The sequence below is a fragment of the Aurantiacibacter luteus genome, assembly GCF_001010945.1.
In the GTDB taxonomy this organism is placed as follows: Bacteria; Pseudomonadota; Alphaproteobacteria; order Sphingomonadales; family Sphingomonadaceae; genus Alteraurantiacibacter; species Alteraurantiacibacter luteus.
Genome location: NZ_LBHB01000001.1, coordinates 966,572 through 982,834, shown reverse-complemented (window position 1 = coordinate 982,834; position 16,263 = coordinate 966,572). Strand labels below are relative to the sequence as shown.

Annotated in this window: 15 protein-coding genes; 12 read left to right on the top strand and 3 right to left on the bottom strand. The window is 68.4% G+C overall.

What is annotated here, in order from left to right:
• Window positions 1–49: 49 nt before the first annotated feature.
• From guaB to AAW00_RS04730, 5 genes are all read left to right on the top strand, one after another.
• Window positions 50–1,519, top strand: coding sequence for an IMP dehydrogenase (guaB, locus tag AAW00_RS04750; protein ID WP_047003114.1), 1,470 nt, complete (start codon window positions 50–52; stop codon window positions 1,517–1,519).
• The gene (locus AAW00_RS04745; RefSeq protein WP_047003113.1) at window positions 1,516–2,148 is read left to right on the top strand and encodes a GNAT family N-acetyltransferase; all 633 of its coding nucleotides are present in this window, start codon (window positions 1,516–1,518) and stop codon (window positions 2,146–2,148) included. The genes guaB and AAW00_RS04745 overlap by 4 nt, the downstream gene beginning before the upstream one ends.
• Entirely contained in the window at window positions 2,145–3,332 is a 1,188-nt protein-coding gene (locus AAW00_RS04740; protein WP_047003112.1) for an RsmB/NOP family class I SAM-dependent RNA methyltransferase, read from the top strand. The genes AAW00_RS04745 and AAW00_RS04740 overlap by 4 nt, the downstream gene beginning before the upstream one ends.
• Before the next feature lie 75 nt (window positions 3,333–3,407).
• Window positions 3,408–3,884 carry a hypothetical protein gene (locus tag AAW00_RS04735; RefSeq protein WP_156169922.1) on the top strand — a complete coding sequence of 159 codons (477 nt, stop codon included), beginning with the start codon at window positions 3,408–3,410 and terminating at the stop codon, window positions 3,882–3,884.
• Between the two features lie 25 nt (window positions 3,885–3,909).
• A complete protein-coding gene (locus AAW00_RS04730) occupies window positions 3,910–4,374 on the top strand; it encodes a hypothetical protein (RefSeq protein ID WP_047003110.1) in 465 nt (154 codons plus the stop codon).
• Here AAW00_RS04730 and AAW00_RS04725 read toward each other — a convergent pair.
• Window positions 4,317–4,817 (bottom strand): RNA pyrophosphohydrolase, encoded by a 501-nt coding sequence (locus tag AAW00_RS04725; protein WP_047003109.1) that lies wholly within the window; start codon window positions 4,815–4,817, stop codon window positions 4,317–4,319. The two genes, AAW00_RS04730 and AAW00_RS04725, sit on opposite strands and share 58 nt — an antisense overlap.
• Before the next feature lie 129 nt (window positions 4,818–4,946).
• Here AAW00_RS04725 and AAW00_RS04720 point away from each other — a divergent pair, with 129 nt between their 5' ends.
• The 3 genes from AAW00_RS04720 to AAW00_RS04710 all read left to right on the top strand — a co-directional run bounded on the left by AAW00_RS04720 (window position 4,947) and on the right by AAW00_RS04710 (window position 9,352).
• Window positions 4,947–6,881, top strand: coding sequence for a 2-oxoacid:acceptor oxidoreductase subunit alpha (locus AAW00_RS04720; protein WP_047003108.1), 1,935 nt, complete (start codon window positions 4,947–4,949; stop codon window positions 6,879–6,881).
• Window positions 6,882–7,916 (top strand): 2-oxoacid:ferredoxin oxidoreductase subunit beta, encoded by a 1,035-nt coding sequence (locus AAW00_RS04715; RefSeq protein ID WP_047003107.1) that lies wholly within the window; start codon window positions 6,882–6,884, stop codon window positions 7,914–7,916. It abuts the gene before it with no gap.
• 146 nt (window positions 7,917–8,062) lie between these two features.
• On the top strand, window positions 8,063–9,352 hold the full coding sequence (locus AAW00_RS04710; protein WP_052761761.1) for a sugar transferase: 1,290 nt from the start codon (window positions 8,063–8,065) through the stop codon (window positions 9,350–9,352).
• Here AAW00_RS04710 and AAW00_RS04705 read toward each other — a convergent pair.
• Window positions 9,349–10,587, bottom strand: coding sequence for a glycosyltransferase family 4 protein (locus AAW00_RS04705; RefSeq protein WP_047003106.1), 1,239 nt, complete (start codon window positions 10,585–10,587; stop codon window positions 9,349–9,351). The genes AAW00_RS04710 and AAW00_RS04705 overlap by 4 nt on opposite strands.
• A gap of 68 nt (window positions 10,588–10,655) precedes the next feature.
• Between AAW00_RS04705 and AAW00_RS04700 the strand changes: the two genes are divergently transcribed.
• Complete coding sequence (locus AAW00_RS04700) at window positions 10,656–11,558, top strand: metal-dependent hydrolase (protein WP_047003105.1); 903 nt, start codon at window positions 10,656–10,658, stop codon at window positions 11,556–11,558.
• Here the strand turns inward: AAW00_RS04700 and AAW00_RS04695 are convergent.
• A complete protein-coding gene (locus tag AAW00_RS04695) occupies window positions 11,518–12,306 on the bottom strand; it encodes a phosphatase PAP2 family protein (protein WP_082124911.1) in 789 nt (262 codons plus the stop codon). The genes AAW00_RS04700 and AAW00_RS04695 overlap by 41 nt on opposite strands.
• Before the next feature lie 41 nt (window positions 12,307–12,347).
• On the opposite strand from AAW00_RS04695, the gene AAW00_RS04690 reads away from it, so the two are divergent.
• The 3 genes from AAW00_RS04690 to AAW00_RS04680 all read left to right on the top strand — a co-directional run bounded on the left by AAW00_RS04690 (window position 12,348) and on the right by AAW00_RS04680 (window position 16,248).
• Window positions 12,348–13,736, top strand: coding sequence for a cryptochrome/photolyase family protein (locus tag AAW00_RS04690; RefSeq protein ID WP_047003104.1), 1,389 nt, complete (start codon window positions 12,348–12,350; stop codon window positions 13,734–13,736).
• Window positions 13,737–13,807: 71 nt separating this feature from the next.
• Window positions 13,808–15,049 carry an SAM-dependent methyltransferase gene (locus AAW00_RS04685; RefSeq protein WP_047003103.1) on the top strand — a complete coding sequence of 414 codons (1,242 nt, stop codon included), beginning with the start codon at window positions 13,808–13,810 and terminating at the stop codon, window positions 15,047–15,049.
• On the top strand, window positions 15,046–16,248 hold the full coding sequence (locus AAW00_RS04680; protein ID WP_052761760.1) for a serine hydrolase domain-containing protein: 1,203 nt from the start codon (window positions 15,046–15,048) through the stop codon (window positions 16,246–16,248). The genes AAW00_RS04685 and AAW00_RS04680 overlap by 4 nt, the downstream gene beginning before the upstream one ends.
• The last annotated feature ends 15 nt before the right edge of the window (window positions 16,249–16,263 follow it).

Sequence of the window (16,263 nt, the reverse complement as noted above, 5' to 3'; positions counted from 1 at the left end):
AGAGCAAATCCCCCTTGAAGAATCACCCCCCGCTATGACAGGGGGCCGGATGGCTCAGATACTCACCAGCGACATCCCCACCGGCCTCACCTTCGACGACGTGCTCCTGCGTCCGGCCGAGAGCGACATCCTGCCCTCGCAGGCCTCCACCAAGACGCAGCTGACGCGGGGCATCGCGCTCAACATCCCCGTGCTCAGCGCGGCGATGGACACCGTCACCGAGAGCGAGATGGCCATCGTCATGGCACAGCTGGGCGGCATCGGCGTGCTCCACCGCAACCTGACGATTGAGGAGCAGTGCGACGCGGTGCGCAGGGTCAAGCGGTTCGAGAGCGGCATGGTGGTCAACCCCATCACCATCGGCCCCGATGCCACGCTGGGCGAGGCGCAGGCGCTGATGCAGCAGCACCGCATCAGCGGCATTCCCGTGACCGACGCGGGCGGCAAGCTGTGCGGCATCCTGACCCACCGCGACACCCGCTTCGCCGAAAACCCGGCGCAGCCGGTGCGCGAGTTGATGACGGCGGAGAACCTCGCCACCGTCAGCGAGGGCGTGACGCAGGAGGAAGCGCGCCGCATCCTCCACCAGCGCCGGATCGAGAAGCTGCTGGTGGTCGACGACAACCGCCGCTGCGTCGGCCTCATCACCGTCAAGGACATCGAGAAGGCCGTGCTCAATCCTGATGCCACCAAGGACGGCGCGGGCCGCCTGCGCGTGGCGGCGGCGACGACGGTCGGCGACAAGGGGTTCGAGCGGACCGAGGCGCTGGTCGATGCCGAGTGCGACGTCATCATCATCGACACCGCGCACGGCCACAACAAGGCCGTAAGCGAGGCCGTGGCGCGGGTGAAAAAGATGTCGAACGAGGTGCAGGTGGTGGCGGGCAACGTCGCCACGGCGGAAGCCGCGCGCGCGCTGGCCGATGCGGGCGCGGACGGCATCAAGGTGGGCATCGGCCCGGGCTCGATCTGCACAACGCGCATCGTTGCGGGCGTGGGCGTGCCGCAGCTGACCGCGATCATGGAGAGCGTTTCGGGCGCTGGCGGCGTGCCGGTGATCGCCGACGGCGGCCTTCGCACCAGCGGCGACGCGGCCAAGGCGCTGGCGGCGGGCGCCTCCGCGGTGATGATCGGCAGCCTGCTGGCGGGCACCGAGGAAGCGCCGGGCGAGACATTCCTCTACCAGGGCCGCGCCTACAAGGCCTATCGCGGCATGGGCAGCGTGGGCGCCATGGCGCGCGGCAGCGCCGACCGCTATTTCCAGCAGGACATCAAGGACCAGATGAAGCTGGTGCCCGAGGGGATCGAGGGACAGGTGCCCTACAAGGGCCCGGCGCGCGACGTGGTCCACCAGCTCGTCGGCGGGATCAAGGCGGCCATGGGCTACACCGGCAGCGCCACCATCGCCGACCTCAAGGACCGCGGCCAGTTCATCCGCATCACCAATGCGGGCCTTTCCGAGAGCCACGTCCACGACGTTTCCATCACCCGCGAAGCGCCGAACTACCCGACCCGGTGACGGGAGCGCCAGACGACCTGCTCGCCCGCTGGGTGGCGGCGCGCTCGGTAGCGCGGGGGCTGCCTGCACCGGTCGCGGATCGGGGGGGATGGCGGGTCGACACCGCGAGCGAGGCCGAGCTTTGCCGCTGGGTGTTTCCGCGCGTCGGCGAAGGTTTGCGCGAACTGGGCCGCGAAGTCGTGGAGCCGCGTCGGCTGATCAAGCTGTGCGGCACGGTCGCAGAACTGGCTGACGCCTTGCCGGACACTTGGCAGGTCGAGAACACCGGGGCCTTCATGCGTTTTGCGGGCAATCATGGCGCACCGGCTCTGCCCAAAGGCTACCGGCTGCACGTGCAGACCACTGGTGAGATCATATTTGCCGCCATCCATCACGGTGAGGACGAGGTCGCCAGCGGCTACGGCGCCGGCAAGGATGGCGCGTTCGTTTTCGACCGCATAAAGGTCGATCCCGCGCATCGCCGGCGCGGGCTGGCCAGCGCGCTGATCGCCGCTCTCGGCGCGCGGTCGGGAGAGCGCCACCAACTGCTCGTCGCCTCGATCGAAGGCATCCCGCTCTACCGCCATCTCGGCTGGGATTTGCTGAGCCATTATGCGACGGCGCAAATACCCGCTAGGGCGCGCGCATGACCCCTGCCGCCCGTATCCAGTCCGCCATCGAGGTGCTCGACGCCGTCATCGCCGCCGCTAGGACGCGCGGGGCACCCGCCGACCGGCTGCTTGCCGACTGGTTCAAGGCCCACCGCTTCGCCGGATCGAAGGACAAGCGCGCCATTCGCGAGCTCGTCTACGACGCCATCCGCATCTGCGGCCCCGTGCCCGCCAGCGGGCGCGCGGCCATGCTGGCGCTGTCGCGCGAGAGCGAGGCGCACGACTGGATCGAGCCCATGTTCGATGGCTCGCAGTACGGCCCAACAAAGATCGCTCCGGGAGAGCAAGCGGCGGAGGTGGGCTATGCGCCGGAGTGGCTGGAAGACCGCCTGATCGCCAGCGGGCTGGACGAGGAGGAGGCCGCCGCGCTCCTCGACCGCGCTCCGCTCGACGTGCGGGTCAACCGGCTGAAGACCAAGCGCGAGGCCATCGAACTGCCGGTCGAGGCCGAAGAGCTCGCCGCGCCCGATGCCCTGCGCCTGCCCACCGGCGCGCAGGTGCAGCAGTGGGAGGCGTTCGAGAAGGGTCTGGTCGAGGTGCAGGACCTCGGCAGCCAGCTCGCCTGCGCGGCCGTGGGGGCGCAGCCGGGGGAGAGCGTGATCGACCTGTGCGCGGGCGCGGGCGGCAAGACGCTGGCACTCGCCGCCGCCATGGCGAACCGGGGCACGCTGGTCGCCGCCGACACCGACCGCCGCCGCCTCAGCCAGCTCGGCCCGCGTGCGGAGCGCGCCGGAGCGGAGATCGGCGATACCGTGTTGCTCGATCCGGGCCGCGAGGCAGAGGCGCTGGCTGGCTGGGTAAACGCGGCGGACCGCGTGCTGATCGATGCGCCGTGCTCGGGCACCGGCACCTGGCGGCGCAATCCCGAGGCGCGCTGGCGCCTCACGCCCGCCGAGCTGGAGAAGCTCACCGCTCTGCAAGCCCGGCTGCTGGAGATCGGCGCCGGGCTGGTGCGGCCCGGCGGCAGCCTCACCTACGTCGTATGCTCGCTGCTCGACGAGGAGGGGGCGGGGCAGGTCGAGGCCTTTCTCGCCGCAAATCCCGAGTGGCGCGCCGCGCCGCCGGAGCTGCCGTTGGGCACGGCACGCGGCGCTGGAATCCGGCTCACGCCCGCGCACGACGGCACCGACGGATTCTTCATCGCACGTCTAGAAAAGGCGTGATACCAAGCCTCTCGAATGACCGACCCCGACGCCCCTCGCGCCTCCGGTCGCCCGACTGGCTTCAAGGAGCAAATCATGCGCTACGCCCCCTTCGCCGCCGCCCTCTCGCTGTTCGTGGCGGTTTCCGCCAGCGTGGGCAGCGCGCAGGACTACCGCGCCGTGGCGCTGGTGGGAGAGGGTCGCGCCCAGCTTGCGGGCGGTGAGACGCAGGCCGCCATCGACAGCTTCGAGGCGGCGCTGGCGATCGATCCCGCCTACACCGACGTCTACATCGACCTCGCCAACGCGGCACGGGCCGAGGGGCTGCAGGGCAAGGCCATCCATTTCTACCGCGAGGTGCTGGAGCGCGATCCGCAGAACGTCGCCGCCATCGCGGGCGAGGGCGAGGCGCTGGCCGAGCGCGGCGCGCTGACCGCCGCGCGCGAGAACCTCGCCACGCTCACCAGCCTGTGCGGCGCGACCTGCACGGAAACGATGGCGCTCGCAGCCGCCATCGACCGCGGCCCCATGCTCGCCACCAGCGGCACCGACGACGGGGTGACGCAGAATTAACGCGGGCGGGCTAGGTAGGCGGCCCATGCACCGCTCGCGCCTCCGCTCCGTCTGCTACGCCGTCGCCACCGGGATGCTGCTCGGCTGCGGCAGCGTGCTGGGCATTTTCCTTCTTGCGACGCCGGGTTATGCCAACGAGGCCACGGGCGGCACGGCGGGAATGCTGGCGCTTATGATGCCGGGCACGATCTTTCTCGGCCTGCTGTTCACGCTGCCGAGTGCCTGCGCGCTGGTGTTCACGATGGCCGGCATCCAGCGCAGCGGGATCGACGTTTTGGCACCATGGCGCTGGGCGCTGGGCGGGTTTCTCGCGAGCCTTCCGGTCGCCTGGCTGTTCGGCTTCATGCTCAGGGAGAGCCTGTTCGACCTGCCGAGCGCGCACATGATCCTGCTCGGCTTCGGGGTGCTGAGCGGTCTCGCCGCGCGCTGGGGCTACCGCGAGGTGGCTGACGATAATTTCGAGCGGAACGCGGCCACCACCGTCTCGTAGATCGGCTTCTTGAACGGCACGATCAGCTCGGGCAGCAGCTCGGCATCGACCCATTTCCACTCGCAGAATTCCGGGTGCTTGTGCGCTTCGAGATCGATGTCGCCGTCCTCGCCGGTGAAGCGCACGAGGTACCAGGTCTGTCGCTGCCCGCAGTACCGGCCGCCCCACAGCTTGCCCTGCAAGTCGGCGGGGAGATCGTAGAAAAGTTCTTTCGCCATCCGGTCGACGATCTCCAGATGACGCGGCTCGAGCCCCGTCTCCTCGCCCAGTTCGCGCAACATGGCCGCATCCATGTCCTCGCCTGGATCGACGCCGCCCTGAGGCATCTGCCACCAGTCGCCTTCCTTGTTGTCGATCCGCTTGCCCACGAACACGCGGCCCTCGCCGTTGACGAGCATGGTGCCCACGCAGGGGCGGTATTGCGAAGAGTCCTTGTCTGTCATGCATGCGCGTCTAAGGGGGAGGGCAGAACAACGCCAGCCATTGCGCACCCACAGAAAAACTTGATTGTGGGCGCGTTTGCGGGACTCTAGCCCGCAGCCTTACGCTGGCAGCGGCAGGAAAGACTTTCGATGGCAACCCAGACGGCCGACGCGCGGCCCGACCTCTCCTCGCAGGATGCGATCGTCGTGCGCTTCGCGGGCGACTCCGGCGACGGCATGCAGCTGACGGGCGGGCAGTTCACGCTTTCCACCGCGCTCGCCGGCAACGACCTGTCGACCTTCCCCGATTTTCCCGCCGAGATCCGTGCGCCGCAAGGCACGCTGTTCGGCGTCTCGGCCTTCCAGATCAACTTCGGCAGCCGCCAGATTTCCACCGCGGGCGACGCGCCGGACGTGCTGGTGGCGATGAACCCCGCCGCGCTGAAGACCAACGTCGCGGCGCTCAAGCCCGGCGGCCTGATCATCGCCGACACCGGCGCCTTCACCAAGCGCAACCTCGACAAGGCGGAGTACGAGACCAATCCGCTGGTAGACGGCAGCCTGGCGAAATGGGAGGTGCTGGCCTTCGACATTTCCGAGCGCACGATCGAGGCGGTCAAGCCCTTCGGCCTCGGCAACAAGGACGCACTGCGCTCCAAGAACATGTGGACGCTGGGCCTCGCGCTGTGGATGTTCGACCGCAGCCGCGAGCCGATCCACCAGTGGCTGCGCGACAAGTTCGCCAAGAAGCCCGAGATCGCCGACGCCAACATCGCCGCGCTCGACGCGGGCCATGCCTACGGCGAGACGGCGGAGCTGGCCGGACCGCTGCGACAGGTCTCCATGCCGCCGGTCGAAAGCGCGCCGGGGCTCTATCGCACGATCACGGGCGCGGAAGCCGTATCGCTCGGCCTCGTCGCGGGCGGACAGCTGGCCGAACTGCCGCTGTTCTTCGGCGGCTATCCCATCACGCCCGCGAGCGCGATCCTGCACCATCTCGCCCGGCTCAAGGAGTTCGACGTCACCACCTTCCAGGCGGAGGACGAGATCGCCGCGATCTGCGCCGCCATCGGGGCGAGCTATGCCGGCTCGCTCGGCGTCACTTCCTCGTCCGGCCCCGGCATTGCGCTGAAGGGCGAGGCGATGGGCCTAGCCATCATGGTCGAGCTGCCGCTGGTGATCGTCAACTCGCAGCGCGGCGGGCCTTCGACGGGCCTGCCTACCAAGACCGAGCAGAGCGACCTCTACCAGGCCGTCTACGGCCGCAACGGCGATGCGCCCATGCCGGTCATCGCGGCGCGCAGCCCCGCCGACGCTTTCGAGGTCGCCATCGAGGCCTGCCGCATCGCGGTGGAATACATGACGCCGGTCATGCTGCTGACCGACGGTTACATCGCCAATGCCGCAGAGCCGTGGAAGGTGCCCGACCCGGCGAACTACGCGCCGTTCCCGGCCGTGTTCTGCGACAAACCCAACGACGGTGACAACTTCCTCCCCTACAAGCGCGACGCGAAGGGCGCGCGGCCGTGGGTCAAGCCCGGCACGCCCGGCCTGATGCACCGTGTCGGCGGCATCGAGAAGCACGAGCTCACCGGCAACATCGACTACTCCCCCGCCAACCACCAGCGCATGACCGAACTGCGCGCCGCAAAGGTCTCGGGCGTCGCCGTGCCGCCGCAGGACGTGGCATTGGGCGACGAGACGGGCGAGCTTGCCGTGGTCGGCTGGGGCAGCACCTACGGACCGATCCACCAGGCGGTGGGACGCTGGCGCGAGAAGGGCCGCAAGGTCAGTCACGTCCACGTCCGCCACATCTGGCCGCTGCCTGCGAACCTCGGCGAGCTGCTCGCCGGGTTCGACCACGTGCTCGTCCCCGAGATGAACACCGGCCAGTTCAAGACCGTGCTGCGCGATCAACTTCTTATCGACGCACAGAGCCTCACCAAGACCAGCGGCCAGCCCTTCCAGATCGCCGAGCTGGAGGCCGCCATCGGCGCCTACTTCGACGGCATCGAAGGCAACGAGGGCGGTGAGGTGCCGGTGAACAAGCAGCAACTTCCCAGCCCGCTGGCGGAGAACGAATAGATGAACGCGCCCGTCAAGATCGAGACCACCCTGAAGGACTGGGAAACCGACCAGGAGGTGCGCTGGTGCCCCGGCTGCGGGGACTATGCCATCCTGAAGGCCGTGCAGCGCACGCTGCCCACGCTCGGCGCGGACCCGAAGAACACCGTGTTTGTCAGCGGCATCGGCTGCTCCAGCCGCTTTCCCTATTACATGGAGAGCTACGGCTTCCACACCATCCACGGCCGCGCGCCCGCATTCGCGACCGGCGTGAAGCTGGCCAATCCTGATCTCGACGTGTGGCTGGTGACGGGCGACGGCGATGGTCTCTCCATCGGCGGCAATCACATGATGCACGTCCTGCGCCGCAACGTGAACATGCAGATCATGCTGTTCAACAACGAGATCTACGGCCTCACCAAGGGCCAGGCGAGCCCGACCAGCCGCGTCGGCACGCGCAGCCCGTCCACGCCCGTCGGCAGTTTCGATGCGCCGATCAACCCGTGCAGCTTCGCGCTGGGTGCCAACGCCCGCTTCGTCGCGCGCGGGTTCGACGTGTCGAAAAAACTGCCCGAGGTGCTCGCCGCCGCCCACGCGCACGAGGGCGCGGCCTTCATCGAGATCTTCCAGAACTGCATCGTCTACAACAAGGACGTGTTCGACGCCTTTGCCGCGCCCAAGGGAGCGGAGGACCAGCAGTTGTGGCTGGAGCATGGTGAGCCCATGCTGTTCGCCGGCGGGGCGAAAGGCATCGCGCTCGACCGCGAGGCGCTGGAACTGAAGGTGGTCGAGGTGACGGACGGCGACTGGCAGGCGGCGGACGTCCTCGTCCACAACGCGAAGAACCGCTCCATCGCCCACATGCTTGTGGAGATGCCGTTCGGCCCGTTCCCGATGGCGCTGGGCGTGCTCTACGACGATCCGCGCCCGACCTACGAAGCCGCCGTCGCCGACGAGCGCGAGCGGGCGACCAGAGGCAAGACCCGCGACCTCGCCGCGCTGCTTGCGACCGGCCAGACCTGGACCGTCAGCGGAACCGCCGCCGACCCAGTGTAGGGCCGCCGCGAATTATTCCAAGAGCTTACTGCACTTGCGATAGGCGGACATGACGCGTAGAGCCGCCCCGCCTCTGCGCGCATATGATGATTGCAAGCGTGGCCTCACAAGCGTTCGATAAAGACAATTTTGGGGATAGTCCCGCAATGCTGATGGCGGGCCAGAACGAGCTGATCCAGGATCGGAGGAGTCTCTATCACTCCTTCACTCTACAGGTGCTGGCCAGCACCGTGTTCGGCGCAATGGTGCCGGCCATCCTGTGGTTCGGCGTAGAAACGGCGCTTTTCGAATTTGCCCCCGTCCGGACCAGCGTCTTAGGCTCAATGCTCGCCACTCTGCTGGGCATCGTTTCGGCGCGCCGTGTGAATGTCTATCCGGGCGTCAAGCAGCTCGGCTCGATCATTCCGAGTTTCATCGCCTCCTACGGTATCGTTGCCATCGGCATTCTCGTATTGCGGCTGGGGTATTCGATCCCGGTCTTCGGCGTTGGTTTTGTTACTTCGCTATCGATCTACCTGGCCTTCATGACGCTGGCGACGCGGTCCGACCAGAACGTGTTCTACACGGTGCCGGGCGGTCGGATAAACCGGCTCGCCAACGTCGGGCTGCACACCCGGCGCCTGACCGAGCCCATGCTACCGAACCACCGGGGTGCCATCATTGTGGCGGATCTGCATGCAGATCACGATGACTCATGGGAGCGAATGCTGGCTAATGCGGCGCTGCAAGGCGTGCCGGTCTTTCACTTCAAGCAGGTGTACGAAGCGGCGACGGGCAAGGTGCAGGTCGAGCACCTGTCGGAAAACAGCTTCGGTTCGCTGCTTCCGAACATGAGTTTCATGCGGATCAAGCGCATAGCCGACGCGGGCTTGATCCTGCTTGTCGCGCCGTTCCTCCTACTACCGCTGGCGTTGGTGGCCGTTCTCATCAAACTCGATTCGCCGGGTCCCGTCTTTTTCCGCCAGTTTCGCATGGGCTACCGTTCGCAGCCGTTTCGCGTGCTTAAGTTTCGCACCATGCGGGTCGCCACCGAAGAATTGGACGAGGAAACCCGCCGCCGCCTTGCGATGACCGGCGACAAGGACCCGCGCATCACGCGGCTCGGCGCCTTCCTGCGCAAGACCCGCATCGACGAATTGCCGCAGATGTGGAACATCCTCGCCGGCCACATGAGCTGGATCGGCCCGCGGCCCGAGGCGGTGGAACTGTCGCGCTGGTACCAGCAGGAAATCGCTTTCTACGATTACCGCCACATCGTGCGCCCCGGCATCACCGGCTGGGCGCAGGTGAACCAGGGCCACGTTACCGAGCTGTCGGAGATCGACGACAAGCTGCAGTACGATTTCTTCTACATCAAGAACTTCTCGTACTGGCTGGACTTCCTGATCCTCGCGCGCACCGCGCTGGTAGTGCTGACGGGCCACGGCGCGCGCTAGGCGCGCAGCAGCCTTCGCGCGAGCAATTCCCAGTCGCCGAGCACGCGCGCGCGGGTGAAGTGGCGGTCCACCAGCGCGCGGGCGTTGCGGCCCTGCTCGGCGCGGCGGGCGGGGTCGTCCGCCAGTTGGCGCAGGATCGCGGCCATGCGCGCGCTGTCGCCGGGCGCGACGATGGCGCCGCCGTCGCTCGCCGGGATCACGTCGCCCAGTTCGCCCGCCTCGCTGCCGACGAAGAGCACCGGCCGCCCGCTCGCCGCCGCGCCGTAGAACTTGCTCGGCACGATCAGGCCCTCGAGCGCGGGTTGCAGCGCGACCCAGTGGACATCGGGCACGGTCAGTGAAAGGTGCAGGCGCTCGCGTGGCTGGTAGGGCTGGAGGTCGATGTTGGCGAGGCCGCGCGCGGCGATCTCCCGCTCCAGCCTCTCGCGCAGGAAGCCGCCGCCCACGAACAGGAAGCGGACGTCCTCGCGCCCCTCGCGCTGCAAGGCCTCGGCGGCGGCGAGAACGGTGTCGATCTCGTGCGCGCGGCCGAGATTGCCCGAATAGCCGACGACGAGCTGGTCGTCTCCGTAACCCCATTCGCGGCGCAGCGGATTGTCGGCGGCGGGCACGGGGACGATGGCGGCATCGTCGGTCATGTTGGGGATGACGGCGATGGTCTCGTCGGGAATGCCCTCGCGCCGCAGCAGGTCGGCCATGCGGTTGCCGATGGCCACGTTGCAATCCGCGGCGGCGAGCGAGCGATTGCGAAGCGCGCGCACAATTCGCGTGACGAGGCCTTGCTCGCGCACCATGCCGAAGGCGACGGCGACCTCGGGGTAGAGATCCTGCAACCAGTTCGCCCGGCGTGCACCCTTGAGCCCGGCGGCGATGCCGATGGGCCAGGAGAGGACCGGCGGATCGGTCTTGGCCACCACCACGTCCCCGCGCTTGGCCAAGGCCAGCACCTTGAAGAACGAGGTGACGTAGAAGCCGAGATAGTCGGCGATGCGCCCGACCACGGTGCCGCGTCCGAAAGCCGGGGTCGCGACGCGGTGAAGTTCGACGCCGCGATGGCTCTCGCGCGCCGGGAAGGGGCCCTCGTCGCCCTCGTAGGCGAGGCGGCTGGCGACGATCTTCACCGCGAACCCGGCCTCGGCGAGGTGCACTGCGACGTCGGTGAGGATCTGCGAGGTCGCGCTGCGATCGGGCCAGGCGTAGCGGTTGACGAAGATGAGGCTGGGCTCGCGGGACATCGGGCGGCCTCTAGGAATGTTGCCGGGGTCCGTCTAGCGTTCGTGCACAGGGCAAAAGGGCAACAGGCTTGGACAATCTTACCCATTCGCTGGTCGGTGCGCTGATCGGGCAGGCGGGGCTGAAGCGGCGCACGGGGCTGGCCATACCGGCGCTCATCATCGGGGCCAACCTGCCGGATGTCGACGCCGCCTGCTTCTTCTGGCTGCACGGGACGGAGCCGCTCGCCTTTCGCCGTGGCATCACCCACGGCCCGCCCGCGCTGGTTCTGCTGCCGCTGGTGCTGGCGGGGTTGCTGTGGGGTTGGGACCGCTGGCAGACCGCTCGCGGGACGAGACCCGAGGCGCGGTTGCCGGTCCGCTTCGACTGGCTCTACCTGCTGGCGCTGATCGGTTGCCTGACGCACCCCGCGCTCGACTGGATGAACGTCTACGGCATCCGCCTGCTCGAGCCGTTCTCCAGCCGCTGGTTCTACGGCGACGTGCTGTTCATCATCGACGTGTGGCTGTGGCTGGGCATGGGCATCGGGCTGTGGCTGTCACTGCGGCGGGAGAAGCGGGGCGGGGACTGGCGGCGGACGGCGCGGGTTACGCTCTCGGCGGTGCTGGCCTACATCGGATTCCAAGCGTTCGGTGCTTGGCACGACGAGAACTTTTATTCCTACGCACCGATAACGCCCACCAAGACAATCAGCAGTCCCCGGCCAGTCTGGGGCCGCGACCTCATATTCTGGAATGCGCAGCAATTTGCCGTCGAAACACGTATGCAGGACACTCTTCCGCTCACAACCTGCGACCTCGCCGCCGCCCGCGCCGCCGACCGCCAGGTCGACGCCTTCCTGTTCTGGAGCCGAGCCCCGGTGCTCGACCGGTTGCCGGACGGCTCCTTCATGCTCGGCGACGCGCGCTATTACGGCGTCGAGCGCGGGCAGTTCAGCGTGCCGGTTCCCTCGCGCTTTTGTGCAGGTCGCTAGTCGGGTCGAGCCGCTCGGCCGCATGGCTGTCCGCCGCCGCCCGGGCCGGGTGATAGAGCAGCGCCGCCGCGAGGAAAGCCCAACCCGCTCCGCCAAGCCACCCGGCGAGTACGTCGCTCGGAAAGTGAACGCCCAGCATCACGCGGCTCCACGCGACCATGGCCGACAGCACCATCGCGCCCACCACCAGCGTGTAGCGCACCGAATGGCGGCGGCTGAGCGCGGCAAAGGCCAGCGCCATGCCGATGTAGACGACGGCGGCGGAGAAGCTGTGCCCGCTGGGAAAGCTCTCGCCGCCCGCCTCGGTCAGGTGCGGCACGATCTGCGGGCGGTCGCGGCCGACCAGCAGCTTGGCGCCGGTGTTGGCGAGCCAGCCGCCGATGACGGTGAACGCGAACAGCACCGCCTCGCGCCGCAGCTTGAGGAAGACCAGCGCCACGACGGCGGCGAGCGCGAACAGGTTGCGCAGGAACACGCCGCCGAGCGCGGTCACGTCGCGCACGCTTTCGAACACCAGCTCAGGCCCGCGCGGGTGCAGGTCCGCGCCCGTGCGATAGGAGAGCAGTCCCCAGGTATCGAAGCCGCCGGTGAGGCCGTGGGTCACGGCATAGACCACGGCGGCAAAGCCCGCCCAGAACACCGCCGCGGCGATCAGCGCCTTGCGCCGGTCGATGGTAAAGCCGCGTTCCGGCAGGCGCACGCTTTCGGCGGGGAGGGGCGCTTGGCCCTCGATCGCATCGCTGGTCATGCCCCTTGGAACCGCGCGGGGCGCTTTCCCGTTCCCCCGGCATGAGCTCCCCGCAAATCGTCTGGCTCCGGCGCGACCTGCGCCTTTGCGACCACCACGCCTTCACCGCCGCCGCCGAGGCCGGGCCCGTCATCCCCGTTTATGTCCTCGACGACGAGACTCCCGAAGACCGCAGGATGGGTGGGGCAAGCCGCTGGTGGCTGCACCACTCGCTTGCCGCGCTGGCGGACGATCTCGGCCGGCATCGCTCGAAGCTGGTGCTGCGCCGCGGCCGCGCGTCGGACGTGCTGGGGGCACTTGTCGAGGAAACGGGCGCAGAGGCCGTTCACGCGACCCGCCACTACGAGCCGTGGTGGCGCGAGGCGGAGGAAGAGCTGGCCGAGCGGATCAGGCTGTGCCTTCACGACGGCAACTACCTGCTGCCGCCCGGCACCGTCACCACCGGATCGGGCAGCCCCTACAAGATCTACTCGCCCTTCCGCGACGCCATGCGCGAGGCCATCGACGGCTTCGATCCGCTGCCCGAGCCTTCGCTGACCAACCCAGACACTTGGCCCGAAAGCGACGACCTTGCCGACTGGGGCCTCCTCCCCACGAAGCCCGACTGGGCGGGCGGCATGGTGGACGTCTGGGACGGCACATTCGGCACGTCCGCCGCGATGGCGCGGTTCGAGCGGTTCCTGGACGGGGTCAAGGATTACGGCGTCGATCGCAACCTGCCCGCCGAGGACGGCACCAGCCGCATGTCCCCGCACCTCCATCACGGCGAGGTCAGCCCGCGCATGCTGTGGGACGCGATGAGCCGGTACACCACCGACGGCGCCAACACCTTTCGCAACGAACTGATCTGGCGCGACTATGCGCAGAACGTCATCCAGCAGTTCCCGAAATATGCCGAGGAGCCCTACCGCGACGGCTATGACGACAGCTTCTGGCGCAATCCCAACCGCGGCCACCTGATCGCGGAGGAACTGGAGGCCTGGCAGCGCGGGCTTACCGGGTACCCCATCGTCGATGCCGGGATGCGCCAGCTCTGGGCGACGGGATGGATGCACAACCGCGTCCGCATGATCGCGGCCAGCTTTCTCGTGAAGCACCTGCTCATCGACTGGCGCCACGGCGAGCAATGGTACTGGGACTGCCTCGTCGATGCCGACTACGGCAACAACGGCGTCAACTGGCAGTGGATCAGCGGCACGGGCGTGGACAGCAACATGTTCGTGCGGATCATGGCGCCCCTGTCGCAGAGCGAGAAATTCGACGCGGCGGACTACATCCGCGAATGGGTGCCCGAGCTGGCGGACCTGTCCGATGCCGAGATCCACGACCCGTCCGACAAGTGCCGCCCCGACGACTATCCGGCCAAGATCATCGGCCACAAGGAAGCGCGCGAGCGGGCGCTGGAGACCTACCGCGCCAGCAAGCGCTGACGGGGGATTGCCTCGCTTCTCGCGGCGCTGGCCCATTGAACGGACGGCCCGCCCCCGTCATAGAACGGGGCATGGAGGCAGGCAAAGCGAGGGGATGGGCGCTGATTGAGGCCGGGCGGCGCTATGCGACCGAGCCGGGGTTTGCCGCGCGCCTGCTCGCGCCCGCCGTGGGCCGGCTGGTCGACCGGATCGACGCCGGGCTCGCCACCGGCACGCTGCGCGCCACCTTGCCCGACGGCTCACGGCGCACGCTGGGTGGGCGGGCCAAGGGCTTCGAGGCCGAGGTGACGCTGCACGACTGGCGCGGCCTGTTGCGCGTGGCGACGGGCGGTTCGGTCGGGCTCTACCAGGCATGGGCGGCGGGCGAGTGGTCGAGCCCGGACCCGGCCACCTTTTTCGCGCTGTTCGTCGCCAATGCGGGCACGCTGGGCGACACGGCGCGCGCCAAGGGTCCGTGGCGCTGGATGGCGCGCTGGCTGCACCGCCTGAACCGCAACACCAAGGCGCAGGCCGAGCGCAACATCCACGCGCACTACGATCTCGGCAACGATTTCTACGCCGCCTGGCTCGATCCGACGATGAGCTATTCCTCGGCATTGGACTACCGCGCGGGCACGGACCTTGCCGCCGGGCAGCACCGCAAGTGGGACCGGCTGGCCGAACGACTGGGCACGCCCGAACGGATGCTCGAGATCGGTTGCGGCTGGGGGGCGCTGGCGGGGCATTTCGCGCAAGGCGGTGCCGAGGTCGATGCCATCAGCCTCTCCGATGAACAGCTCGCCTGGGCGCGTGCACATCATCCCGGCCCGCGCTTCCTCAAGCAGGACTATCGCGACACCGCCGGCCAGTACGACGCCTTGGTCAGCGTCGAGATGGTCGAGGCGCTGGGGCGCGAATACTGGCCCGCCTTCATGGACTGCGTGGCGCGCAACCTGCGCCCCGGCGGCCGCGCCGCGATCCAGTTCATCGCCATGCGCGACGACCTGTTCGACGCCTATGCCCGCAGCGCCGATTTCATCCAGGCCTATGTCTTCCCCGGCGGCATGCTGATCCGCACCAGCGAGTTTCGCGCGCTGGCCGAGGCGCGCGGGCTGGCATGGCGGGAGGAGGAGCACTTCGGTCTCGACTATGCCGAGACGCTGAAGGAATGGCTTGCCCGCTTCGATGCCGCCTGCGACGAAGGCCGCCTGCCGCGCGAATTCGACCGCCGCTTCCGCGATCTCTGGCGCTTCTATCTCATGTATTGCGAGGGCGGCTTTCGCGGCGGCGGGGTGACGGTTGCACAGGTGACGCTGGTGAAGGAGGACGCATGAACAAGCTGCTCGGACTGACGATAGCACTCGCGCTGGCGGGCTGCGCGCAGCAGCAAGTCGCCGTCGAGGCAACGCCTGCGCCAGTGGCTCCGGCCTCGTCGGCCATGGCGCTGCCGACCGATCCCAACCCCCTGTTCTGGCCGCGCGAGGTGCGCGCCGTCGCCTTCCAGAACCTCGACCAGATGCCGCAGATGGCCGCATCGCGCACGATCGCGGCGGGCGGGGCGGTGCATCCGCTGCCCGCAGGCGCGCCGCTCGACATGGGCGATTTCGATCTCGAAGCCTTCATGGAGGCGCAGGGCACGGCGGCCATCGTCGTGGTGCTGAACGGCGAGGTGGTGCTGGAGCGCTACGGCCTCGGCTTCGGGCCGACGGGGCGCTGGACGAGCTTCTCGGTCGCCAAGAGCCTCAATTCCACGCTGGTCGGCGCGGCAGTGCTGGACGGCGCGATCGAGAGCCTGTCCGATCCGGTCTCGCGCTACATTCCCGACCTCGCGGGCTCGGCCTACGACGACGTGACGATCCGCCAGCTGCTCACCATGACCTCGGGCGTGCGCTGGAACGAGAACTACTCCGACCCGCAGTCGGACGTCTCGCGTTTCAATAGCCACGTGCCCGAACCCGGCATGGACGCGACGGTCAGCTACATGCGCACCCTCCCGCGTGAGAACGAGCCGGGCACCCGCTGGCGTTACAGCACGGGGGAGGCGAACCTGATCGGCGTGCTGGTCTCCAGCGCCACGGGCAAGCCGCTGGCGGACTATCTCTCCGAGAAGATCTGGCGCCCCTATGGGATGCAACAGGACGCGACCTGGCTGCTCGGCCCGACCGGGCACGAGATCGCCGGCTGCTGCGTGCAGGCGGCCACCCGCGACATGGCGCGCTTCGGACTGTTCGTGCTCGGCGACGGCATGGCGGGCGGCGAGCGTGTCGTGCCCGAGGGCTGGTTCGCCGAGGCGACCTCGCCCATCGTCTCGCTCGGCGAGGATGCCGGCTACGGCTACCAGTGGTGGACCTACGGCGGCGGCACCTATGCGGCCAACGGCATCTTCGGGCAGGGACTGTATATTGATCCGGCGCGCGATCTCGTCATCGCCACCAATGCCAACTGGCCGCAGGCGACCGGCGGCGAGGCTCCGCGCCAGCGCGCCGCCTTCATCCGCGCGGTGCAAGCCGCGGTCGACGCGCGCGCCCGGTAAAGCATAGGGTGAATG

Coding starts and splice junctions, on each gene's coding strand:
- AAW00_RS04685 (WP_047003103.1), top strand. CDS start 13,808: ATGGAGGCAGGCAAAGCGAGGGGATGGGCGCTGATTGAGGCCGGGCGG.
- AAW00_RS04725 (WP_047003109.1), bottom strand. CDS start 4,817: ATGACAGACAAGGACTCTTCGCAATACCGCCCCTGCGTGGGCACCATG.
- guaB (WP_047003114.1), top strand. CDS start 50: ATGGCTCAGATACTCACCAGCGACATCCCCACCGGCCTCACCTTCGAC.
- AAW00_RS04695 (WP_082124911.1), bottom strand. CDS start 12,306: ATGACCAGCGATGCGATCGAGGGCCAAGCGCCCCTCCCCGCCGAAAGC.
- AAW00_RS04740 (WP_047003112.1), top strand. CDS start 2,145: ATGACCCCTGCCGCCCGTATCCAGTCCGCCATCGAGGTGCTCGACGCC.
- AAW00_RS04705 (WP_047003106.1), bottom strand. CDS start 10,587: ATGTCCCGCGAGCCCAGCCTCATCTTCGTCAACCGCTACGCCTGGCCC.
- AAW00_RS04735 (WP_156169922.1), top strand. CDS start 3,408: ATGCGCTACGCCCCCTTCGCCGCCGCCCTCTCGCTGTTCGTGGCGGTT.
- AAW00_RS04680 (WP_052761760.1), top strand. CDS start 15,046: ATGAACAAGCTGCTCGGACTGACGATAGCACTCGCGCTGGCGGGCTGC.
- AAW00_RS04730 (WP_047003110.1), top strand. CDS start 3,910: ATGCACCGCTCGCGCCTCCGCTCCGTCTGCTACGCCGTCGCCACCGGG.
- AAW00_RS04710 (WP_052761761.1), top strand. CDS start 8,063: ATGCTGATGGCGGGCCAGAACGAGCTGATCCAGGATCGGAGGAGTCTC.
- AAW00_RS04690 (WP_047003104.1), top strand. CDS start 12,348: ATGAGCTCCCCGCAAATCGTCTGGCTCCGGCGCGACCTGCGCCTTTGC.
- AAW00_RS04720 (WP_047003108.1), top strand. CDS start 4,947: ATGGCAACCCAGACGGCCGACGCGCGGCCCGACCTCTCCTCGCAGGAT.
- AAW00_RS04715 (WP_047003107.1), top strand. CDS start 6,882: ATGAACGCGCCCGTCAAGATCGAGACCACCCTGAAGGACTGGGAAACC.